The sequence below is a fragment of the Streptomyces sp. NPDC019937 genome, from assembly GCF_040631655.1.
Lineage (GTDB): Bacteria > Actinomycetota > Actinomycetes > Streptomycetales > Streptomycetaceae > Streptomyces.
On sequence record NZ_JBEYAL010000016.1, the window covers coordinates 143,229 to 165,217 of the forward strand.

The window sequence follows — 21,989 nt, forward strand, 5'->3', positions numbered from 1 at the left end:
CCGCTCACCCCCGAGGGAGACACCGTGAACTTCATCAAGATCGAGCGACATGAGCGCGTCGTCACCGTGACGCTGCACCGCCCGGAGGTGCTCAACGCGCTCAGCGGCGGGCTGCTGACCGAACTGGTCGAGGCGCTGCGGCCGCTGGACCGCGATCCGGGGACCGGCTGCTTCGTGATCCGCGGCTCGGAGCGGGCGTTCGCGGCGGGCGCCGACATCAAGGAGATGGAGCCCAGGACGTCCGTCGAGATGTTCGCCGAGGACTATTTCGCGGGCTGGGACGCCTTCGCCGCGCTGCGCACCCCCAAGATCGCGGCGGTGTCCGGCTACGCGCTGGGCGGCGGCTGTGAGCTGGCGATGATGTGCGACATCATCCTGGCCGCCGAATCGGCCACCTTCGGTCAGCCGGAGATCAAACTGGGCGTGATCCCGGGCATCGGCGGCACTCAGCGGCTGACGAAACTGGTCGGAAAGGCCAAGGCGATGGACCTGATCCTGACCGGGCGCACCATGGGCGCACAGGAGGCGGAGCGCGCCGGGCTGGTCTCCCGGGTGGTCCCGGACGACCGGCTGATGGCGGAGGCGGCGGCGGTGGCCGCGACCGTCGCCTCGTACGGCACACCGGCCGTCATGGCGGCGCGCGAGGCGGTGGAGCGGGCGCTGGAGGTGGGGCTGCGCGAGGGGATGCTGTTCGAACGGCGCGCCTTCCACGCGCTGTTCGCCACCGAGGACCAGTCCGAGGGGATGGCCGCGTTCCGTGAGAAGCGCGCTCCGCGCTTCACCGGCCGCTGACACAAGGGCGCGCCGTGTCCCCGCTCCCGGTGCTCGGGAGCGGGGACACGGCGGTTGATCAGGGGATGTCGACGCCCGCCTCGGCGGAGAGGCGGTCGATCTCGGCCAGCTCGGCGTCGCTGAAGCCGGGCGAGTCCAGGACCGCGACGTTCTGCTCCAGCTGGGCGACGCTGCTCGCGCCGATCAGCACGGACACCACCCGCGGATCCCGCAGCACCCAGGCCAGCGCCAGCTGGGCGAGGGTCTGGCCGCGCTCGCCGGCGATCTTGTTGAGGGCGTGCAGCAGCGCGAGGCGCTCCTCGGTGAGCGCGTCGCGCTTGAGGAAGTGGCCGAGCGCCATGCGGGAGTCGGCGGGCACACCGTTCAGATAGCGGTCGGTGAGCTGGCCCTGGGCGAGCGGCGAGAAGGCGATGACACCGGCACCGGCCGCCGCGGAGGCCTCCAGCACCCCGCCCTCGACCCCGCGCTGGAGCATCGAGTACGGATGCTGGTTGATCAGGTAGGGGGTGCGCAGTTCCTTGAGGATCGCGGCCGCCTCCGCGATGGCCTCCGGCGGGTAGTTCGACAGCCCGGCGTAGAGGGCCTTGCCCTGCCGTACGGCGCTGTCGAGCGCCCCCATCGTCTCTTCGAGCGGGGTGTCCGGGTCGAAGCGGTGGGAGTAGAACACATCGACGTAGTCCAGGCCCATGCGGGTCAGCGACTGGTCGAGGCTGGCCAGCACGTACTTGCGCGAGCCCCACTCGCCGTACGGCCCGGGCCACATCAGGTATCCGGCCTTGCTCGCGATGAACAGCTCGTCCCGGTAGGGGCGGAAGTCCTGGGCGAAGACCGCGCCGAAGTTGGTCTCGGCGCTGCCGGGGGGCGGCCCGTAGTTGTTGGCCAGGTCGATGTGGGTGACGCCGAGGTCGAAGGCGCGGCGCAGCACGGCGCGCTGGGTCTCGAGCGGGTGGGTGTCGCCGAAGTTGTGCCACAGGCCGAGCGAGACCTTCGGCAGCAGCACACCGCTGCGCCCGCAGCGCTGGTACTGCATGGAGTCGTAGCGGTTCTCCGCCGCGAGGTGGGCCATGTACGTCGTCCTTGTCCATGCCGGTCGGTACGGGGGCGGGCGGGCCGTGGCCCGCCCGCCCGAGCTTGTCAGCTTTCGGCCAGCGTGGCGACCTCATTCGCGCTGAGTGTCCGGCCGTACACGCGGAAGTCGTCGAACGCGGCCCTGAGGTACGGGTCGGGGTACTGCGACTTGCCGAGGTAGGCGGCGCGGATGTGGTTGCCGAAGTCGGCGGGTTCGACGGTGACGCGGGTGTTGCGCCCGGCCTCGCGCCCGCCGACGTAGAGCACGGCGGTGCCGCTGCCGTACGCGACGGCGACATGGGTCCACTGGCCGGTGGGCAGCGGCGCGGCCTCGATGCGCTGCTCCGCGCCGCCTCCGCCCGCGGTGATGGCGAAGCGCAGCTTGCCGGAGTCGGCGACCGGGGTGAGGAACATGTTGGCGGTGACGCCGGTGCCGATGTCGAAGATCCGGGTCCACTGGGCGGGGGTGCCGTCCAGCCGGACCCAGGTGGCCAGCGTGTACGCGGTGGCGCCCGCGAGGAGGTCGTCGGCCAGGGTCACGTATCCGTCGGTGCCGTTCAGCGTGACGGCGCTGCCGGACCTGCCGGTGGTCCAGGTGGCGCCGCCGGTGAGCCGGGCGGTCTTGCCGCGGCCGGTGGCGTCGGCGGCCGTGGTGCCGGAGGTCTCGTCGAAGCGGTACCAGGCGGCGAAGGCGGGCGGCGGGGTGGGCGGCCGGCCGCTCAGCCAGTACACGTTGTAGTGCTGGTGGTGGACGCGGGCCACGGGCAGCAGGGTGACGCTCTGCCCGTCCGCGGTGGCGGTGAAGCGCATCGGGCTGGTGGCCTGCTGGACCACGGAGTCCTGCTCGAGGCGCGGCATGGCCATGCCGGTGCGATCGCCGTACGCCCCGGCCAGCACGACGGGCCCGTACAGCACGGCCTGGATGTCGGGGTCGTCGGGGGTGGGGTCGAGCCGCAGCTTCATCGGCAGGGTCACCTCGACCCGGTCGCCGGCCGTCCACTGCCGGTCGATGATCAGCCAGCTGCCGGGTTTCGGCTGGTCGGGGAGGGTGGCGCCGTTGAGCGTGGCGCGTGCCCCGGACGCCCAGGAGGGGATCCGCACCCGCAGTTCCAGGGAGGCGGCGCCGGAGGCCACGGTGAGGGTGGTGGTCCGCTGGTCGGGGAAGCCGGTGATCTGGCGCCAGGTGATGCCCTTCTCCTGCCACCGCACCTCGGAGGGGATGAAGAGGTTCACCAGGAGGCTGCGGTCGCCGCGGGTGTAGATGGTGTCGGCGAACTTGGCGTGGGTCTCCATGCCACTGCCGTGGTCGCAGGAGAAGTTGTCGTAGTCGGTGGAGTACTGGTTCGGGTCGGGGCCCATGAAGGACGGCTGCTGTTTGAAGGAGCCGGGGGCGAGGCCCGTGTAGTAGATGTTGAAGCCGTGGGCCGAGTCGGGGTCCTGTTCGCCGAGCATCTGGTTGAACAGGGTGCGCTCGTAGTAGTCGAGCAGGTCGGTGCGCTCGGGCGCGTGGAAGTGGATCAGCCGGGTGAGCTTGAGCATGTTGTAGCTGTTGCAGTTCTCGCAGCAGCTGCCGCTGAGCTGGGCGGCGATGGCGTCCGGTTCGTGGAAGGCCTCGCCGTTGCTGTTGCCGCCGATGACGTACGTGTGGTGATCGGTGACGATCTTCCAGAAGTTCTCGCCGATGGTGCGGTAGCGGCTGTCCAGTCCCTCTTCCCACAGCCGCAGGGCGCCGACCATCTTGGGGATCTGGGTGTTGGCGTGGAGCCCGGCGAGCCGGTCCTCGTTCCGGGCGAGCGGGTCGAAGACGCGGGCGTGGGTGAAGCGCTCGGCGACCTTCAGCCACCGGCTGTCGCCGGTGATCGCGTGCAGATCGGCCAGCACGTCGTTCATGCCGCCGTACTCGGTCTCCAGGACGCGCTGCATCTGGTCGTAGCCGAGCCTCCCGGTGCGCGTGTCGACCCAGGCGGCCTGGCGCAGCACGGTCTCCAGGGCCTGGTCGCTGCCCGCGAGCCGGTACTGGTCCACGAGTCCGGCCATGATCTTGTGGATGGTGTAGTACGGGGCCCAGACGCCGCTGCCGGCCTCCAGCCGGTCGAAGAAGTTCTCCGGGAACGCCGACAGATAGCCCGTTGCGTAGCCGGCGGCCGGGGATTTGGCCTGGCAGGCGGCGAGCGCGGCGACCAGCTTGCGGCTCTTGTCGAGCAGTGCGGCGTCGCCGGTGTTGGCGTAGGTCAGGGCGAGGCCGGACAGCAGGTGGCCGGTGCTGTGGCCGCGCAGTTCGGTGGTGGGGCTCTCCCAGCCGCCGCAGGGCCGGGCGCTGCTGGCGATGCCGACGTTGAGCCGGAAGGTGTGCAGCAGCCGGTCGATGTCGACGAAGCGCAGATAGGCGGTGTTGCGGGACTGGTTGTCCTTGAAGGCGCCGGACAGCAGGGTCACGGCGGTGAGCGGGAAGGGCCGGACGCTGGTCAGCGCCCGGGCCCCCCGCGGGGCCGCGGGCGGGGCGGCGCCGGGCGTGGCCGCCGCCGCGGTGCCGCCCGCGGCGGCGGTGAGCATCACGGCGGCGGCACCCGAGGCGGCGGTGGCGATGAAGTGCCGTCTGTCGACTGGTTCGTTCATGACTTCCCTCACGGAGGTTCGAAATTACGAACAATGTCCGACATCGTGCGCACGTGAAGCTACCGGCACGTCCGGGGATGTCAACAGCTCCGAACGGGAAGGGCCGGAAGGAGTGCGGGCGGTCAGCCGCGCTGCCACTGCTGGTTGGTGCCGCCCGTGCAACTCCACTGGATGAGGGCGGCCTTGTCCGCCGTGGACCCGTCGGCCACGTCCAGGCACTTGCCGCTGGAACGGGCGGTGAGCCGGACGTATCCGCCGCCGGTGTCCGTGGCCTGCCACTGCTGGTTCGCGCCCGTGCCGCAGGCCGACTGGACGACGGCCGCGCCGTCGGCGGTGGAGCCGCCGGCCACGGTCAGGCACTGGGAGCTGTGCCGGGCGACCAGCTGGACGTATCCGCCGCCCGCGCTTCTGGACCAGAACAACTGGTTGCCGCCGCCGTTGCAGGTGTACTGCACGACCGCGGCGCCATCGGTCTGCGCGGCGGAGACGACATCGGCGCACTTGCCGCTGTGCCGGGCCTTCAACGTGGCGTACGGGCCACCGGAGCCGGTCACCGTGCCCTCGGCGGCGTCGATGGTCAGCTGCGGGTACCAGTCCATGGTCATGGTGGTCGCGGTGGGGAAGGCCAGCGGCAGCCAGACGTAGCGCGAGTCGTTGACCTTGCCGCCGAAGGAGTTGCCCCAGCGGTCGCCCAGGTACAGGTACGAGGTGGTCCGGGTGCCCTGCACCGGCAGGACGTAGGCGGTCTGCGAGCCGTAGGCGGTGGCGTCGCCCACGTCGCGCATCGCGCTCCAGGGGCCGGCCAGGCTGGTGGCGGTGGCGTACTGCTGCTGGTTGGGGTTCCAGCCGGTGGCGCCGGAGGTCAGCATGAAGTACACGTTGCCGCGCTTGAAGAGCGCCGGGGCCTCGCGGTGGCCGCCGGGCCAGGGGTTGGCGACCAGGCTCGCCACACCGGTGTAGTCGTCGGTCAGCCGGTAGATCTGCAGGTCGTAGTTCTCCCGGGCGGCCGAGATCATGTAGCCGGTGCCGTCGCTGTCCTCGAACAGCGTGATGTCGCGCGACATGTGCTGGTCCAGCGGGCGGAAGCTGCCCCGCCAGGTGTAGTCGCCGTCGACGGTGGCGGAGGTGGCGACGGCCGCGCGCGCCTCGCTGTAGTCGCTGCCGTTCTCCTTGTGCATCCACATCACGAACCGCTGGGTCCGCTCGTTGTAGAGGACCTTGGGCCGCTCGATGTTGGCGGTGGCCAGCTCGGGATCCGTGGCCTGGGTGAGGACGTGGCGGCGGAACTCCCAGCTCTTCAGGTCCGTGGAGCGGTAGGCGGACACGTAGCGGAAGGTGTTGTCCGCGTTGCGGTTCTCACCGAACCAGTAGTAGTAGGCGCCGACTTTGATGACTCCGCCGCCGTGTGCATGCACCGCCTCGCCCGATGGGGTGGTGAACTGCGTGGCGTTGACGATGGTGGCGGGGGCCGCCTGCGCCGGGCCGGCACCCGCCAGCGGGGCCAGCAGCCCGAGGAGGGTGGTCACGACGAGGGCCCACAGGCGTCCGCGCATCACACGCTCTCCTTGAGGACGGTGAAGTGGCGGGCGAAGCCGGAGAGCCGGGGCAGCTCCCGGATGGGGGTCCAGGTGCGGAAACCGTCGAGGCTGTCGCTGTAGTAGTACTTCTTCTCGGCGTAGCCGTCGAAGAAGATCCGCCACCCACCATTGTCCAGCGGGACCAGCGCCGGTCCCTCGCGCCAGCTGCCCCAGCCCGCCCAGTCGCCGGTGCCGCGCAGGGTGTAGGGACCGCCGAGGCTGGTGGCGGTGGCGTGCTCGATGTACTTCGTCGTCTCCTGCTTGGTGAAGGCGTGGTACTGACCACCGTGGCGGACCACGAAGGTGTCGATGTAGTTCGCCTTGTCCAGGCCGGTGAGCGGCTTCGGGGTGGTCCAGGACGACAACGAGGCGTTTGTGGCGGTGAGCAGATGCGGCCGGAAGATGTAATCGGGGGTGTCGGTGGTGTCCAGCGACACGATGATGTTGACGCTGCCGCCCGCGTCGACGAAGAACTCGGGCGCCCAGGTGCGCTCGAGACCGGCCAGCGGCAGCGTGTGGTTGCGCACGAAGGTCCAGTTGACGCGGTCGCGGCTGCGCGCGAAACCGATCGTGTTCCCGGTCCAGTTGGTGGTGTAGACGATGTAGTAGTAGCCGTCGCTGTGCTTGATGATGCTGGGGTCGCGGATCAGCTCCGCGGGCGGGGTGTACGCCGGCCCCTTGAGCAGCGTGTAGGTGAGCGCGTCCGGCGAGTCGTACACGTACAGGTTGGATTCGCTGCTGTTGGTGAAGGCCGTCATGGTGTAGCGCGTGGCGGCCTTGATCTCCGGGGCGGGGCCGTCGGCCACGGGGATGCCGAAGTCCGGGGTGCCGTCGGCCTTCCAGCCGAGAGTCTGGACCCGGGTGTGCCGGTTGGGGTCGTTGAGCGGGTCTCCGGTGATGTCCTTGTACTGGCGGGCGTGGTAGACGAGGACATCGGTGCGGCCGTCCTCGGCGACGGTGAAGGAGTTGTGGCCCGGCCCGTACTGCTTGGTGGTGTCGTTGCTGGTGAAGACCGGCTGCGGGCTCTTCTTCCAGGAGGCGGCGGCCAGCGGGTCGCTGTCCGCGGAGGCGGTGAGCAGCCCCATGCAGTAGTTCGCGTCGGTGGCGCTGGCAGAGTAGGTGAGGAAGAGCCGGCCGTTCTTCTGGAGGACGGACGGGCCCTCGTTGACCTTGTAGCCGCGGGTCTCCCAGTCGTAGGTCGGGCGGGAGATCTCCACCTGTGGCCCGGTGATGGTCCAGGGGTTGGCCATCTTGGCGATGTAGATGCTGGAGTTGTTGCCGACGTCCGGGTTGCTCTGGGCCCAGATCAGGTAGCGGGTGCCCCGGTGGACGAAGGTGGAGGCGTCCAGGGAGAAGGAGTCGATGGGGGTGGCGATGCGCCCCTTCTCGGTCCAGGTCCCGGCGAACGGGTTGGCGCTCGCGTTCTCCAGCACCCACATCCGGATCTTCCAGACGTCGTCTGCGGGCGCGGACGCGAAGTAGACGTACCACTTGCCGTCGATGAAGTGGATTTCCGGGGCCCAGATGTGGGCGCCCATGTCACCGCCGGCGTGCTTCTTCCAGATCACCGACTCCGCCGCGGTGGCCAGGCCCGCCAGGGTTCTGGAGCGGCGCAGGATGATGCGGTCGTACTCCGGGGCGGTGGCGGTGAAGTAGTAATAGCCATCGCTGTGCTTGAAGATGTGCGGGTCGGCGCGGTTGCGGACCAGCGGATTGGCGTACCGGGCGGCCCTGGCGGCCGTCTCCCGCGCGGCGGGGGCGGCGGCCTCGGCGAGGCCGGGGGTTCCCGCGGCCGCTCCCAGGGCCAGGGCTCCCATCAGGACCAGTCGCCGGCTGGGCTGTCCATCGCTGCGGCTCGATCGTCGCTCTCTGGCTGTGGGCATGTGGGGGCTCCTGGCTCTCCGTTGATCAACCCGCTCGTTGATCGAATTTGTTCGGAGATTAAGGGTTCTGATGACTTTCGACAGCCCCTGAGGCAGGTGCGAAAGTTTCGAAAACCGTGGAGCCCCCGAAGGGCACCGTTCAGACGAACGTCTGGCGCTGCAGCCAGAGGTCTCTGGCGGTCCCGTTGCCCTGCAGGAACACGTAGAGCAGGTTCTCCTCGTTGGCGATGGGGACGCTGATGCCGGCGGAGCCGATGACCCCGCCGAGGGACTGGAAGCCGGTGTAGGTGGTGCCGTTCTCCGTGGTCTGGACGGCGACCCACAGGGCGTTGTCGGTGGCCTTGATGAACACGTTGATCCGGCCGTCCTGGCCCAGGCCGCAGGTGGGCCGCCACACGATCTGCGCGCCCAGGCTCACGGGCGCGTTGAACGCGTCGTAGTCGTCGGTCTGTCCGACGCGCCGGACGGAGCCGTCCGAACTCCGGTAGAAGATCTGCACCCGGCCGGCCGCGTCCAGGCACACCGAGGGGCGGCTGGTCACGTTGGAGGCGTTGAGCGAGAACCCCTCCCAGGTGGCGGAATTCTCGGCTGTCTGCTGGTTGGTGTAAAGGGTTTCGCCGCTGCCCTTGACCGCCACCACGATCCGCCCTCCCCCGTCGAGGATGGGCGACGGTGTGGCGAAGATGGCGCCGCCCAGCGAGGTCGCGGTGGTGTACGTCTCGTACTGCAGGTCCTGGTTGCGCAGGAACCACAGGGCGTTGTCGGCGCCGGGGAAGAACACGTAGATGCGGCCGTCGGCACCGAGCGCCGCGGCCGGATCGTCCCCGATGCCGGTGGCCAGGATCTGGGGCGTGCCGTAGCCGGAGTTGATGGAGGTCTGGGTGATGACCTCCAGGTTGTTGCCCGGGGTGCGGTAGAAGACCCGCACCTTTCCGTCCTTCCCGCGGATCGGGGCGGGGATGCCGTCGACGGACACGCCCGGGTACTGCTGCCAGGGACCCCACCCCCCGTCGCGGGTCTCGAGTCTGCTCCAGAGGACGTTCGAACCGCCCCTGATGAAGACTTGGATCCGGTCGTCGGCCTGGGCCACCGGCGCGGGCTCGGAGTGGATGCCGCCTTGCAGATTGATCCAGGTGCCCCACACGGTTCCGGGTGTGGTGGAAACGGACATGGGTCCTCCCTCGCCTCGTGGCTGCCACGAGTCTGTGCGGATGCCCCGTCATTTCCCGCGCTAAGCACAACGAATACCTGAAGAAGACCGAATGAAAGTATATGACTGATAAATATAAATGAGGGAGGTATGTGCTTTTGAACGTGACCCATAGATGGTCTTCATTGGTCTTGATTGGCCTTGGTTGACCTTCTCCGAGGGGGAAGCTCCAGCATCGTGGTGGCCGGGCGAGGTGCCCGGCGCGAGGAGGGCGGGCATGGGACTGCTGACGATCGGCGCGTTCGCGAAGGCATCGAGGCTGTCCCCCAAGGCGCTGCGCCTGTACGACGAACTCGGGCTGCTGCCGCCCGCCCGTGTCGACCCGCACTCCGGCTACCGCCTCTACGACCCGGCGCAGCTGGAGCGGGCCCGGCTGGTGGCCTGGCTGCGTCGGCTCGGGATGCCGCTGGCCCGGATCCGTACCGTGTGCGAGCTGGATCCGGGTGCGGCGGCGCGGGAGGTCCGCGCGTACTGGGCGCAGGTCGAGGCCGATACGGCGGCCCGGCGTGACCTGGCCGCCTTCCTCGTCGAGCAGTTGTCCGGAAAGGACGTCACCATGTCTTGTTCTCCCAGCTCCCTGGGAATCCGCTACGCCGTGCTCTCCGACCGGGGCGCGGTCCGGACGAGCAACGAGGACGCCGGGTACGCCGGTCCGCGTCTGCTCGCCGTCGCCGACGGCTTCGGCGGCGGCCAGCATGCGAGCGAGGCGGCGATCGAGGCGCTCAAGCCGCTGGAGGCCGAGGTTCCGGGGGCCGAACTGCTGAGCGCTCTGGAGGACGCGGCGCTGCGGGCGCACACCTCGGTGTGCGAGCTGGCCGCGTCCGACCCCGCGCTGCGCGACGTCGGGACGACGCTGACCGCGATGGTGTGGTCGGGGTCCCGGCTGGGCCTGGTGCACATCGGCGATTCGCGGGCGTATCTGCTGCGCGACGGCGAGCTGTTCCAGATCACCCACGACCACACCGTGGTGCAGTCACTGATCGACGAGGGGCGCATCACCATGGCGGAGGCCGCCTCCCACCCCCAGCGGGCGCTGCTGCTGCGCGCCGTGGGCGGCGGGTCGGCGTTCGAGCCCGATCTGGCGCTGCGGGACGCCCTGGCGGGCGACCGGTATCTGCTGTGCTCGGACGGGCTCAGCGGGGTGGTGGCCGCGGAGGAGATCCGGCGTGTGCTGGGCTCGGTGGCCGATCCGGGAGAGGCCGCGCTCGAACTCATCGCCCTCGCCAACCGCGCGGGCGGCCCCGACAACGTCACGTGCGGTGTGGCGCATGTGGTGGACGGGGCGGAGTCGTCCGCCGCCTGACGTTCCGTCGCCTCCTCGCACGGAACCCGTGTCTCCCCTCCTGACTCCGGCGCCGAAGTGCAGTGGAATGGGCCACAGGGCGCGTGCGGCTCGCCACGTCGTGGAAGGCATGGCCGCCACGGAACGTACGGGGTAAGGGGTAGGCAGATGTCCACAGGACCGATCCGGCTCACGCACGACGCGCACACCGCTCTCCGGCCGCCCGCCACGGCCCGGATCACCGGAGGGTTCTGGGCCGCGAAGCGGCGGATCAACGCCGAGGTCAGTGTTCCGCAGGGGCCGGCGAGACTGGAGGAGGCGGGCAACCTGGCCAATCTGCGGGCCGCCGCGGGGACGGCGGAGGAAGGATTCACGGGGGACTTCCCGTTCCAGGACTCCGATGTGCACAAGTGGCTGGAGGCCGCGTCCTGGCAGCTCGCCGACGAGCCCGGCGGGCCGGCCGCCGGCGAACTGGCCGGGCAGGTGGCGCGGCTGGCGGCCCTGGTGTCGGACGCTCAGGGCACGGACGGCTATCTGCAGACGTACTACCAGGCCCGACCGGGCACCCGGCGGTGGGCCGAGCTGCACTGGGGGCACGAGCTGTACTGCGCGGGCCATCTTCTCCAGGCCGCCGTCGCGCACCGGCGGGCCACCGGCCAGGACGGGCTGCTCGATGTGGCCGTGCGGTGCGCCGATCACATCGACGCGGTCTTCGGCCCGGGCAAGGCCGTGGACGCGGTGTGCGGGCATCCGGAGATCGAGACGGCGCTGGTCGAGCTGTACCGGGAGACCGGCGAGCGGCGCTATCTCGATCTGGCCGGGTATTTCGTGGACCGGCGCGGTGCGGGAACCCTGGGCGACGGCGGGGCGACGGGGCCGCGCCCCGGGGCGCCCTACTGGCAGGACCACATCCCGGTGCGCGACGCGACGGCGGTCGCCGGACACGCGGTCCGCCAGCTGTATCTGCTGGCCGGGGCCGCCGACCTGGCGGCCGAGACCGGCGACCGGGAACTGCGGGAGGCACTGGTGCGGCTGTGGGAGGACATGGCCGCCACCAAGACCCATCTGACGGGCGGGGTGGGCTCGCGGCACGACCTGGAGTCCTTCGGCGACCGGTACGAACTCCCGCCGGACCGGGCGTACGCGGAGACCTGCGCCGCCATCGCCTCGATCCAGTTCAGCTGGCGGATGGCGCTGCTCACGGGGGACGCCCGCTACAGCGATCTGATCGAGCGGACCCTGTTCAACGGCTTCGCCTCCGGCGTGTCCCTGGACGGCGAGCGCTGGCTGTATGTCAATCCGCTCCAGGTCCGGGACGGCCGTACGGAGTCGCACAGCGACCAGGAGGCGCGGCGGACACCATGGTTCCGCTGCGCCTGCTGCCCGCCCAACGTGATGCGGCTGCTGGCCTCGCTGCCGCACTACATGGCGAGCGGCGACGCCGGGGGCCTGCAGCTGCACCAGTACGCGTCGGGGGTGTACACGGCGGGCGGCGGAACGGTGCGGGTGGGCACCGGCTACCCGTGGGAAGGCCGGATCGCGGTGGTCGTGGACGAGGCTCCCACGCAAGCCGACTGGACGCTGTCGCTGCGCATCCCGCACTGGGCCGACCGGTACGAGGCGACGATCGGCGGCGAGACGGTGACGGAGCGCGCGGAGCGGGGCTGGCTGCGGCTGCGGCGCCGCTGGCGGCCGGGCGAGACCGTGGTCCTGACGCTGCCGCTGACGCCCCGGCTGACCCGCCCCGACCCGCGGATGGACGCGGTGCGCGGCTGCGCCGCGATCGAGCACGGACCGCTGGTGTACTGCCTGGAGCAGCCGGATCAGCCCGCCGGGCTGCGGCTGGACGGCATCACGCTCGACACGGACACCGAGCTGGTCCCCGAGCACCGGCCGCGACTGCTGGGCGGAGTGACCGTGATCATGGCCCGGGCGCTGCGCCGGGCGGCCCCGCCCGGCGACTGGTGGCCGTACCCGGACGCCGGGGGCGGCAGCGGTGGAGTGGACGACCCGGTGCGCGTCACCGCGATCCCCTATTACGCCTGGGCGAACCGGGAGCCCGGGGCGATGCGCGTCTGGATCCCCGCGTAGCACCCACCGGAACTCGGCGGGCGTCCCGCACGTTCCTCGCTCCAGGAACACGCTTTCGTGCCCGAGCGGCACACCGGCGGACGGGAGGTGCCCCTTGAGCACCGGCTCCACAGACCGGGGGGACGAGGCGGACGACCGGGACCGGGACGACTGGGACGACGTCGTTCTCGACGAGGACTTCGTCCGCGGCGCCGAGGTCACCGAGCCCGCCGCGCGCACGCGCATGCTGACCGCGCGCTGGCGGCGGCGCGGGGCTCCCGAGCCCCAGCCCTGGCGGGCGGACGAGCCGCCGGCCGGCTGGTTCTTCAGCAAGCGCCGCAGGCGCCGCCGGCGCCGACGGTAGTGCCGCGTCAGCCAAGGTTCACCCCGCTCGCCGCCCTGCCACGGCCATCTGCGGCGTTGCCGAATCGACCGAGTAGGCCCGCCCCCAAACTCCGTCCGGGAGGTGCCCCCGCGAGGCCGATCCGGCGCCTTGCATCCGACCGCACCAGGACGCCTCGCCACCGGGCACACCTTGACTGACGCGGCACTCGCTTCCCGACCGGGGCGGGCTCCCCCGCCGTTATGCGCTCGCAACGCACACGGCGGGGTCATGACGGCACGGAGAGTGGCAGGATGCGGGCCGACGTCCTGATCACGTGTCCCATGGGGTCGTTCGCCGACCATGTCCCGGAGGTGCCGTGTCCGCTCGCTCCGCGCCGCCCGTCATAGCCATTGCCGCCGCTGCCGCCCTGCTCATCGGCTGTACCAGCACACAATCGTCGGACTCCGGCGGCCCGGGCATCAGCCTGGTGACGTCCGGCAAGCTGACCACCTGCACCCATCTTCCCTATCCGCCCTTCCAGTCCCGGCAGGGCAAGAAGATCGTCGGCTTCGACGTGGATCTCGTCGATCTCGTCGCCTCCGAGCTGAAGGTGAAGCAGGAGATCGTGGACACGCCCTTCGAGGGCATCCAGTCCGGTGAGGACCTGAACACCCGCACCTGCGATGTTGCCGCGGCCGGGATGACGATCAACGCCGTCCGCGAGAAGAACCTGGACTTCTCCCGCCCCTACTTCGACGCCACCCAGGCGCTGCTCACCCGGAAGGGCGAGCCCTACCGGAAGCTCGGCGACCTCAAGGGCAAGCGGCTGGCGGTCCAGCAGGGCACCACCGGGGAGGCCTACGCCCAGAAGCGGGCCGTGGGCGCCACCCTGGTCCAGTTCGAGGACCTCGGGCTGCTGGTCTCCGCGGTCAAGACCGGGCAGGTCGCGGCGGGCATCAACGACAACGGGGTGCTGTACGACTTCGTCAAGGACAACCCTGACACCGAGGTGACGGCCGAGTTCAGCACCGGCGAGAAGTACGGCATCGCCGTACGCACCGGCAACGACGCCCTGCGCAAGAAGATCAACCAGGTGCTCGAGGCCGCGAGGGGGGACGGCCGCTACGACGCGATCTACCGGAAGTGGTTCGGCACCGCGCCCAGGAAGTGAGCTGTGACCATGACCCGTCGGCAGCGGACGCGGGCGATACGGGCGGTGCAGTACGCGGTGCTCGCCGCCGTAACCCTCACCGTCGTCCTGGCCGCGGACTGGGGCGAACTGCGCCGCGCGTTCTTCGACGCGGGCGTCGCCCGGTCCCTGTTCCCCGACATCATCACCACCGCCCTGGTCAACACCGTCCTCTACACCCTGCTCGGCTTCGGTTTCGGGCTCGTGGCCGGACTGGTGCTCGCGCTGATGCGGCTGTCGCGGGTGCCGCCGTACCGGTGGCTGTCGGTGGCGTACATCGAGTTCTTCCGCGGCGTCCCGGCGCTGCTGGTGTTCATCGCGCTCGGCTTCGGGGTGCCGCTCGCCTTCCAGGTGGCGCTGGACCGCTATGTCACCGTCATGCTGGCGCTCGGTCTGGTCGGGGCCGCGTACATGGCGGAGACGATCCGCGCGGGTATCCGGGCCGTACCCAAGGGGCAGATGGAGGCGGCGCGTTCGCTCGGCATGTCCCACGGCCGGGCCATGGTCTCGATCATCATTCCGCAGGCGTTCCGGATCGTGCTGCCGCCGCTGACCAACGAACTGATCCTGCTGACCAAGGACTCCTCCCTGGTCTATCTGCTCGGGCTCTCCCTGGATCAGTACGAGCTGTCCAAGTTCGGCCGGGACGCGCTCAATCAGCACCGCAGTCTCACCCCGATCCTGGTCGCCGGGCTGTGCTACCTGCTCATCACCGTTCCGCTGGGCCAGCTGGTCCGGTGGCTGGAGGCCCGTACCGCGAAGGCGAGGTGAGGACCCGTGATCCGGATCCGGGGGCTGCGCAAGTCCTTCGGCGGGCTGGAGGTGCTGAAGGGCATCGACCTCGACGTGGAGCGGGGCGAGGTGGTCTGCGTCATCGGGCCGTCCGGCTCCGGCAAGTCGACCCTGTTGCGCTGTGTGAACCTGCTGGAGGAGCCGACGGCGGGCTCGGTGACCGTGGGCGGGGCCGAGGTCACCGACCCGGACGTGGACATCGACCGGGTGCGGCGGCGGATCGGCATGGTCTTCCAGGCGTTCAACCTCTTCCCCCATCTGACCGCGCTGGAGAACCTTACCGTCGCGCAGCGGCGGGTGCTGCGCCGCGACAAGGCCGAGGCGGTGCGAATCGGCCGGGACACGCTGCGCCGGGTGGGCCTGACCGGCAAGGAGACGGCCTATCCGGCGCAGCTGTCGGGCGGGCAGCAGCAGCGGGTGGCGATCGCGCGGGCGCTGGCGATGGATCCGGAACTGATGCTGTTCGACGAGCCGACCTCGGCCCTCGACCCCGAGCTGGTGGGGGATGTGCTCGCCGTGATGCGGGCGCTGGCCGACGAGGGGATGACGATGCTGGTCGTCACGCATGAGATGAGCTTCGCGCGGGAGGTCGCCGACCGGGTGGTGTTCATGGACGACGGGGTGATCGTGGAGGAGGGGGGTCCGGAGCAGGTGGTGGTCGCGCCACGGCATCCGCGGACCCGGGCGTTCCTCACCCGGGTGCTGGACCCGGCCGCGGCCCGGGTGGTCCCGGACGACGGCTCGCGGGACGCCCGCAGCGGCCGCTGAGCGCACGGCGGTTTGTCAGACGGCGCGCATTCGGCAGGGGGCGGCAACCTTCCGGGGCGCGGAGCCCACTGGAGGGTGCGGGCGGCGTCCCCGTACGGCCACTCCCCGGGGGGTGCGCCGCCCGCTCCCGTTTCCCCACACGGAAGAGAGCCGCCATGCCCGTACGAAGATTCCGCGGATTACGCGCGCTCCTGACCGCCGCGGCGGCCGGGGCGCTGTCCCTCATCGGATTCACCGCACCCGCCGACGCCGCCGGGACGGGCGCGTCGGACACCTGGAATCCGCCGAGCAATCTCGTCCAGCCGCTGAACGAGGTCTGGAGGCACGTCGAATCCACCTATCCCGACCTGTACGGCTTCAAGAACTACGGCTGGGATCAGGTGATGGCCAACAAGGGCAGCCTGAACTACTGCGTCCGCTGGGATTCCGACCAGCCGGTCACGGCGCAGATGCGCGACCAGATCCATGCGGCGCTGGGGCGTCAGTCGAAGAGGTGGATCGACTCGGTCGCGGGATTCGAGAAGTTCCCGTACAAGGAGGTTCCGGTCAAGGTCGTCGGCTGGGCGGTCAAGAACCGCTCCACGCTGCAATGGAACGACAACTCGGTCGACATCTACACCGGTCTGGACGGCGGCGGCGCCCCGCAGTGCTCCCCGGACTGCGGCCGCTTCTTCCACCAGGACGGCAACTACGCCAAGTGCCCCGGTGGCGCGGCGCGCCACTACGACCAGTCGCTGTGGCTGACCAAGGGCTTCGGCGGCGGCGCGGGCGGTGACTGGGGGCAGCGCATCGGCAGTGAGTACATGCTGGGCGCGCTGAACCAGGACAACATCCACATCCTGCTGCACGAGATCGGGCACACCTACGGCCTGGACGACTTCTACGACTGGACCCCGACCGGGGTGGGTGGTTTCCTCATGCAGGCGGGAACCGCCGACCACATCACCGAATTCGACAAGTGGATGTACCGGGACTTCTGGCGCCATCTGAAGAACCGCTACGGCCTGTGACCGTGACCGGCTGAAGGGTCGGCGGGTGCGCCGCCTCAATTCCCGGGTCTTCCCGTCGTAGTTGAGGCGGCCTTACTGTAGTAACCGGTTTCTGCCCGGTCGGTGTCGCGCTTGGGCGGGTTCGGGAAGGGGTATCTCGATGGCGCGTTCCCCGGGGTCGACGGGTCCGACGCTGGCGGTCGTCGCCCGCGAGGCAGGGGTTTCGGTGCCGACCGCTTCGAAGGTGGTCAACGGCCGCGAGGATGTGGCGCCCGACACGCGTCGCCGGGTCAGCGAGGCCCTGGACCGTCTGGGGTACGTCCGCAAACCGCGCCTGGAGGCGCCCCGGCCGCCCGCCCTGGTCGATCTGGTGGTGCATTCGCTGGACGGCGCGTGGTCGGGAGCGGTGCTGCACGGGGTGGAGGCGGCTGCGCACGACGCGGGGCTGGAGGTGGTGGTGTCGGCGGGGCTGCCGCGCACCCGCGACGGGCGGCCCGAGCGGGGCTGGCTGGACAAGCTGTGCGACCGGGGCAGCTCCGGGGTGCTGTTCCATCTCGCCGAGCTGACGCCCGCCCAGTACGCCTGGCTCGATGAGCACCGGGTTCCGTTCGTGCTGATCGACCCCGGGCCGGTGCCGCCGCCGGGCGTGCCGTCCGTGGGCGCCGCCGACTGGCAGGGCGGGGTGAGCGCGACCGAGCATCTGCTCGCGCTGGGGCACCGGCGGATCGCGGTGATCGGCGGGTACCGGCGGAAGGTGTGCAGCGGTGCGCGGGTGGCCGGGTTCCGCTCGGCGATGGCCGCGGCCGGGCTGCGGGTGCCGCTCGCGTACGTGCGCTACGGCGACTTCCGGGAGGCCGGCGCGTACCAGCGGATGATGGAGCTGCTGGAGCTGCCCGAACCTCCGACGGCGGTGTTCGTGTGCTCCGACCCGATGGCGCTCGGCGCGTACCGGGCGCTGCGGGAGCGGGGGTTGCGGGTGCCGGAGGACGTCAGCGTGGTGGGCTTCGACGACCTGCCGCAGGCCCGCTGGACGACACCGGCGCTCACCACGGTCCGTCAGCCGCTGTCGGAGATGGCGGCGACGGCGCTGCGCACCCTGCTGCGGCTGAGGGCGGGTGAGGTCCCGGAGGGGATGCGGACCGAGCTGTCCACCCGGCTGATCGTCCGTTCCAGTACCGCTCCCCCGGCGCGTATTCCCTCTTGACCGAGAAGTCGAACGCTGATCGGATGTCCGAACGATCCTTGACGTCCGAGCCCGCTCCTCCCCCGTTGTCCCCGGCCATCGCCGTACCGATTCTCCGGAGGTCTTCGCCCCGTGTTCGTCGATATGCCCCTGGACCAGCTGCGCACGTACCGGCCCCCGCTGCCCGAGCCGGATGGCTTCGACGCGTTCTGGAAGCGCACCCTCGCCGAGTCCCGCGCCACGGAGCTGGACGCGGTCTTCACCGGGACCGACGCGGGCCTGGCCCGGCTGCACACCTACGACGTCGAGTTCTCCGGTTTCGGCGGGCACCGGATACGCGGCTGGCTGCTGGCCCCGCGCGAGGCCGCGGGCCCGCTGCCGTGCGTGGTGCAGTACATCGGCTACAACGGCGGCCGGGGTCTGCCGCACAACTGGCTGCTGTGGCCATCGGTGGGCTACGCGGTCTTCGTCATGGACACCCGGGGGCAGGGCTGGGCCCAGCACTCCCCCGGCGCCACCCCCGATCCGGCCGGCGGCACGGGCCCCGAGGCGCCGGGCAAGATGACCCAGGGCATCCTCTCCCCGGACGACTACTACTACCGGCGGCTGTACACCGACGCCGTGCGCGCGGTGGAGGCCGCCCGCACGCATCCGCTGGTCGACCCGGGGCGGATCGTCGTGAGCGGCGGCAGCCAGGGCGGTGGCATGGCCCTGGCGGCGGCCGGACTGGTGCCGGACCTGACCGCGGCGCTGGTGGACGTGCCGTTCATGACGCACATCCGGCGGGCCGTCGAGATCACCGACGCCGATCCGTACGGCGAACTGGCCCGCTTCTGCGCCGGTCAGCGCGATCTCACCGAGCGGGTCTTCGCCACCCTCGACCACTTCGACGGTCTCAACTTCGCGGCCCGGGCCACCGCGCCCGCGCTCTTCTCGACCGCCCTGCGCGACGAGATCACGCCGACCTCGTGCGGCTTCGCCGCGTACCACCACTACGCGGGCGAGAAGGACCTGAGGGTGTGGTCCTTCAACGGTCATGAGGGCGGGGGCACCCACCAGCAGGCCGAGCAGATCGCCTACCTGCGGAAGCTGCTCGGCTGAACCGGAAGCCGTCCGGCTGAACCCGGCGCGGTGAGCGGCGTTCGGCGGCCGCTCGCCGGGGGGAAGACAGGGGCTATCCGGACCGAAGGAGTCGCCCATGCCCGCACAGCCCCTCGACGGCATCACCGTCGTCGCCCTCGAACAGGCCGTCGCCGCCCCGTTCGCCACCCGCCAGCTCGCCGACCTCGGCGCGCGGGTCATCAAGGTGGAGCGGCCGGGGCGGGGCGACTTCGCCCGGGAGTACGACCGTGAGGTCAAGGGCATGTCGGCGTACTTCGTCTGGATCAACCGCGGCAAGGAGAGCGTCGTCCTCGATGTGAAGGACGACGCGGACCGGGCCCTGCTCGACACCCTCCTGGCCCGCGCCGACGTGTTCGTGCACAACCTCGCGCCCGGGGCGGTGGACCGGCTCGGGCTCTCGGCGGACACGCTGCGGGCCGGGCATCCGCGCCTGATCAACTGCGCGATCACCGGATACGGCGACCGCGGGCCGTACCGGGACAAGAAGGCGTACGACCTGCTCGTCCAGTGCGAGGCGGGGTTGCTGTCGATCACCGGCAGCCCCGAGGAGCCCGCCCGCCCCGGCATCTCGATCGCCGATATCGCGGGCGGGATGTACGCGTACACCGGCATCCTGACCGCGCTGTACGAGCGGGAGCGCACCGGCGCGGGGACGGACCTGAGCGTCAGCCTCCTCGACGCGCTGGGCGAGTGGATGGGGCATCCGTACTTCGCGCAGGCCTACGGCGGGAGCGGGGTGGTGCGCAGCGGGGCCCGCCATCCGTCGATCTCCCCGTACGGGGCCTACGCCTGCGGGGACGGCGCCCAGGTGTTTCTGAGCGTGCAGAACGACCGCGAGTGGATCGCCCTGTGCGAACGCGTCGTGGGCCGCCCGGAGCTGGTCCGCGACGCCCGCTTCGCCGACAATCCGCTGCGCCGCACGCACGACGAGGAGCTGACGGCCGAGCTGGAGCGGTCCTTCGCGGGCCATACCGCCGACGGTCTGGTGGCCCTGCTGGACGCGGCGGGCATCGCCAACGCCCGGCTGCGGGATGTCGCGGGGCTGGCCGATCATCCGCAGCTGGCCGCCCGGGAGCGCTGGGGTGAGTTCGGCTCGCCCGTCGGGCCGCTGCGCGGTCTGCTGCCGCCGGTCGAGGTGGCGGGGCGTCAGGCGGCGCTGCGGCCGGTGCCCGCGCTGGGCGAGCACACGGAGGCGGTGCGGGCCGAGTTCTCCTGACGCCCCGGTGCGGGCTCACGCGCCCGGGGCTATACGGCGGGGGCGACGGGTGACAGCTGGGCGTCGCGCCGTACCAGGGCGGCGTAGCGCCCTTCCTGGGCGAGCAGTTCCTCATGGGTGCCCTGCTCGGCGATGCGGCCACCGTCGAGGACGACGATCCGGTCGGCGTCGCGCACGGTGGAGAGCCGATGGGCGATGGTGATGGTGGTGCGGCCGACCGCGAGGCCGTCGATGGCCTTCTGCACGGCCTGCTCGGTGCGGGTGTCCAGGGCGCTGGTGGCCTCGTCGAGGATGAGGACGGGCGGGTCGCGCAGGATCGTCCGCGCTATGGCCAGCCGCTGCTTCTCACCGCCGGAGAAGCGGTACCCCCGCTCCCCCACCAGGGTGTCGTAGCCGTCGGGGAGGGCGGCGATGTGGTCGTGGATCTGGGCGGCCTCGGCCGCCGCGACGATCTCCGCGTGGGTCGCGTCGGGCTTGGCGAACCGCAGGTTGTCGGCGATCGAGGCGTGGAAGAGATACGTCTCCTGGGAAACGACGCCGACCGCGCGGGCGAGACTGTCGAAGTCGAGGTCCCGCACGTCGACCCCGTCGATCAGCACCCGGCCGCCGGTCACGTCGTACAGCCGGGGCACCAGATAGCTGAGGGTCGTCTTGCCGGAGCCGGTCGAGCCGACGACGGCCAGACTGCCGCCCGCCGGGACGGTCAGGTCGATGGCGCGCAGGGTACCTCGCGGCGAGGCCGGGTCCTGGGCGTCGTAGTCGAAGTCGACGCCGTCGAAACGGACCTCACCGCGCACCGTCTCCAGCCGCACCGGCCGGGCGGGCTCGGTGATGTCGATCGGCAGGTCGAGATACTCGAAGATGCGGGCGAAGAGCGCGAGGGAGGTCTGCATGTCCACCCCGGTGGACAGCAGGCTGACGGTGGGCCGGAACAGCCCCTGCTGCAGCGAGACGAAGGCGACCAGGGTGCCGATGGAGACGGCCGGGCCCCCTGCCTGGAGGGCGATTCCGGCAGCCCAGTAGATGACGGCGGGCATGGCGGCCATCACGACGCCGATGGTGGACATCCGCCAGCGGCCGGCCATGCTGGCCCGCACCTCCAGGCCGACCAGGCGCTCGGACTCCCGGGTGAACTCCTGGGTCAGCGAGTCGGAGCGGCCCATGGTGCGGCCGAGCAGGATGCCGCTCACCGACAGGGACTCGGTGACCATCGCGGACATGGCCGCCATCTGCTTCTGGCGCTTCGAGGTGATCTTTTTGCGCTCGTTGCCGACCCGGCGGCTGATCCAGACGAACAGCGGCAGCAGGAGCAGCGAGACGACGGTCAGCCGCCAGTCGAGGGCGAGCATGGCGACGACCGTGGCCACGACGCTGGTGAGGTTGGAGACCAGCGAGGTGGCGGTGGAGGTGACGGTGGCCTGCATGCCGCCGATGTCATTGGCGATCCGGGACTGCACCTCGCCGGTGCGGGTGCGGGTGAAGAAGGCGAGCGGCATGCGCTGCAGCCGGTCGTAGACGGCGGCGCGCAGGTCGTGCATGACGCGCTGGCCGACGGTGGTGGAGATGAGGGTCTGCAGGACGCCGAAGACGCTGTTGACGACGGCGGCGGCGATCATGCCGAGGGCGAGCAGGGTCAGCAGACCGGTGCGCCGCCCGGGGATGGCGTCGTCGAGGATCTCACGGAGCAGGAACGGCGAGGCGACCGAGACCAGCGCGGAGGCGCCGACCAGCAGGCCGACCAGGGCGAGCCGGCCGCGGTAGGGGCGGAAGAGCCGGAGGATGCGCCGCACTTGCGCGGGCCGCTCCGGTTCGGGGCTGGAGGGGGTCGATGGCGGTATGTCGTGGTGCATGGGCTCCTTCTGATGGCAGACGCCACGGACTTTCCGAGGATAGCTCACTGTTACCTA

The 21,989-nt window shown here is 70.8% G+C and carries 17 protein-coding genes; 11 read left to right on the forward strand and 6 right to left on the reverse strand.

What is annotated here, in order from left to right; genetic code table 11:
• The first annotated feature begins 24 nt into the window (after positions 1-24).
• Positions 25-792: an enoyl-CoA hydratase-related protein gene (locus ABZ562_RS18430; protein WP_361480246.1), complete on the forward strand. Its 768-nt coding sequence runs from the start codon at positions 25-27 to the stop codon at positions 790-792.
• Positions 793-850: 58 nt separating this feature from the next.
• Here the strand turns inward: ABZ562_RS18430 and ABZ562_RS18435 are convergent, their stop codons facing one another.
• The 5 genes from ABZ562_RS18435 to ABZ562_RS18455 form a co-directional block, all read right to left on the reverse strand.
• On the reverse strand, positions 851-1,858 hold the full coding sequence (locus ABZ562_RS18435; protein ID WP_361480249.1) for an aldo/keto reductase: 1,008 nt from the start codon (positions 1,856-1,858) through the stop codon (positions 851-853).
• A gap of 68 nt (positions 1,859-1,926) precedes the next feature.
• Complete coding sequence (locus ABZ562_RS18440) at positions 1,927-4,476, reverse strand: beta-L-arabinofuranosidase domain-containing protein (RefSeq protein WP_361480252.1); 2,550 nt, start codon at positions 4,474-4,476, stop codon at positions 1,927-1,929.
• Between the two features lie 122 nt (positions 4,477-4,598).
• On the reverse strand, positions 4,599-6,029 hold the full coding sequence (locus ABZ562_RS18445; protein ID WP_361480255.1) for an RICIN domain-containing protein: 1,431 nt from the start codon (positions 6,027-6,029) through the stop codon (positions 4,599-4,601).
• Positions 6,029-7,936, reverse strand: coding sequence for a family 43 glycosylhydrolase (locus ABZ562_RS18450; protein WP_361480258.1), 1,908 nt, complete (start codon positions 7,934-7,936; stop codon positions 6,029-6,031). The genes ABZ562_RS18445 and ABZ562_RS18450 overlap by 1 nt, the downstream gene beginning before the upstream one ends.
• A gap of 139 nt (positions 7,937-8,075) precedes the next feature.
• The gene (locus ABZ562_RS18455) at positions 8,076-9,107 is read right to left on the reverse strand and encodes a hypothetical protein (RefSeq protein ID WP_361480261.1); all 1,032 of its coding nucleotides are present in this window, start codon (positions 9,105-9,107) and stop codon (positions 8,076-8,078) included.
• Positions 9,108-9,363: 256 nt separating this feature from the next.
• Here ABZ562_RS18455 and ABZ562_RS18460 point away from each other — a divergent pair, with 256 nt between their 5' ends.
• The 10 genes from ABZ562_RS18460 (at position 9,364) to ABZ562_RS18505 (ending at position 20,082) form a co-directional block, all read left to right on the forward strand.
• Positions 9,364-10,449 carry a MerR family transcriptional regulator gene (locus tag ABZ562_RS18460; protein ID WP_361480264.1) on the forward strand — a complete coding sequence of 362 codons (1,086 nt, stop codon included), beginning with the start codon at positions 9,364-9,366 and terminating at the stop codon, positions 10,447-10,449.
• Positions 10,450-10,596: 147 nt separating this feature from the next.
• On the forward strand, positions 10,597-12,519 hold the full coding sequence (locus ABZ562_RS18465) for a beta-L-arabinofuranosidase domain-containing protein (RefSeq protein ID WP_361480267.1): 1,923 nt from the start codon (positions 10,597-10,599) through the stop codon (positions 12,517-12,519).
• 94 nt (positions 12,520-12,613) lie between these two features.
• Positions 12,614-12,862, forward strand: a complete 249-nt coding sequence (locus ABZ562_RS18470) for a hypothetical protein (RefSeq protein WP_361480270.1) — start codon at positions 12,614-12,616, stop codon at positions 12,860-12,862.
• A 337-nt stretch (positions 12,863-13,199) separates the two neighbouring features.
• Entirely contained in the window at positions 13,200-13,994 is a 795-nt protein-coding gene (locus ABZ562_RS18475; RefSeq protein ID WP_361480273.1) for an ABC transporter substrate-binding protein, read from the forward strand.
• Positions 13,995-14,003: 9 nt separating this feature from the next.
• Positions 14,004-14,783 (forward strand): amino acid ABC transporter permease, encoded by a 780-nt coding sequence (locus ABZ562_RS18480; RefSeq protein ID WP_361480402.1) that lies wholly within the window; start codon positions 14,004-14,006, stop codon positions 14,781-14,783.
• Positions 14,784-14,789: 6 nt separating this feature from the next.
• On the forward strand, positions 14,790-15,572 hold the full coding sequence (locus ABZ562_RS18485; RefSeq protein ID WP_361480276.1) for an amino acid ABC transporter ATP-binding protein: 783 nt from the start codon (positions 14,790-14,792) through the stop codon (positions 15,570-15,572).
• A 155-nt stretch (positions 15,573-15,727) separates the two neighbouring features.
• Positions 15,728-16,582, forward strand: a complete 855-nt coding sequence (locus tag ABZ562_RS18490) for a hypothetical protein (protein ID WP_361480279.1) — start codon at positions 15,728-15,730, stop codon at positions 16,580-16,582.
• Between the two features lie 139 nt (positions 16,583-16,721).
• Positions 16,722-17,765, forward strand: a complete 1,044-nt coding sequence (locus ABZ562_RS18495) for a LacI family DNA-binding transcriptional regulator (RefSeq protein ID WP_361480282.1) — start codon at positions 16,722-16,724, stop codon at positions 17,763-17,765.
• Between the two features lie 111 nt (positions 17,766-17,876).
• A complete protein-coding gene (locus ABZ562_RS18500) occupies positions 17,877-18,845 on the forward strand; it encodes an acetylxylan esterase (protein WP_361480285.1) in 969 nt (322 codons plus the stop codon).
• A gap of 97 nt (positions 18,846-18,942) precedes the next feature.
• On the forward strand, positions 18,943-20,082 hold the full coding sequence (locus ABZ562_RS18505; RefSeq protein ID WP_361480288.1) for a CaiB/BaiF CoA-transferase family protein: 1,140 nt from the start codon (positions 18,943-18,945) through the stop codon (positions 20,080-20,082).
• A 29-nt stretch (positions 20,083-20,111) separates the two neighbouring features.
• On the opposite strand, the gene ABZ562_RS18510 is transcribed toward ABZ562_RS18505, so the two are convergent.
• The gene (locus ABZ562_RS18510) at positions 20,112-21,932 is read right to left on the reverse strand and encodes an ABC transporter ATP-binding protein (protein ID WP_361480291.1); all 1,821 of its coding nucleotides are present in this window, start codon (positions 21,930-21,932) and stop codon (positions 20,112-20,114) included.
• Between the last annotated feature and the right edge of the window lie 57 nt (positions 21,933-21,989).

What these genes read in the sequence shown, in the direction of transcription:
- ABZ562_RS18510 (WP_361480291.1), bottom strand. Translation starts at nt 21,932, where the DNA reads ATGCACCACGACATACCGCCATCGACCCCCTCCAGCCCCGAACCGGAG.
- ABZ562_RS18480 (WP_361480402.1), top strand. Translation starts at nt 14,004, where the DNA reads ATGACCCGTCGGCAGCGGACGCGGGCGATACGGGCGGTGCAGTACGCG.
- ABZ562_RS18495 (WP_361480282.1), top strand. Translation starts at nt 16,722, where the DNA reads ATGGCGCGTTCCCCGGGGTCGACGGGTCCGACGCTGGCGGTCGTCGCC.
- ABZ562_RS18460 (WP_361480264.1), top strand. Translation starts at nt 9,364, where the DNA reads ATGGGACTGCTGACGATCGGCGCGTTCGCGAAGGCATCGAGGCTGTCC.
- ABZ562_RS18445 (WP_361480255.1), bottom strand. Translation starts at nt 6,029, where the DNA reads ATGCGCGGACGCCTGTGGGCCCTCGTCGTGACCACCCTCCTCGGGCTG.
- ABZ562_RS18465 (WP_361480267.1), top strand. Translation starts at nt 10,597, where the DNA reads ATGTCCACAGGACCGATCCGGCTCACGCACGACGCGCACACCGCTCTC.
- ABZ562_RS18455 (WP_361480261.1), bottom strand. Translation starts at nt 9,107, where the DNA reads ATGTCCGTTTCCACCACACCCGGAACCGTGTGGGGCACCTGGATCAAT.
- ABZ562_RS18450 (WP_361480258.1), bottom strand. Translation starts at nt 7,936, where the DNA reads ATGCCCACAGCCAGAGAGCGACGATCGAGCCGCAGCGATGGACAGCCC.
- ABZ562_RS18440 (WP_361480252.1), bottom strand. Translation starts at nt 4,476, where the DNA reads ATGAACGAACCAGTCGACAGACGGCACTTCATCGCCACCGCCGCCTCG.
- ABZ562_RS18435 (WP_361480249.1), bottom strand. Translation starts at nt 1,858, where the DNA reads ATGGCCCACCTCGCGGCGGAGAACCGCTACGACTCCATGCAGTACCAG.
- ABZ562_RS18505 (WP_361480288.1), top strand. Translation starts at nt 18,943, where the DNA reads ATGCCCGCACAGCCCCTCGACGGCATCACCGTCGTCGCCCTCGAACAG.
- ABZ562_RS18490 (WP_361480279.1), top strand. Translation starts at nt 15,728, where the DNA reads ATGCCCGTACGAAGATTCCGCGGATTACGCGCGCTCCTGACCGCCGCG.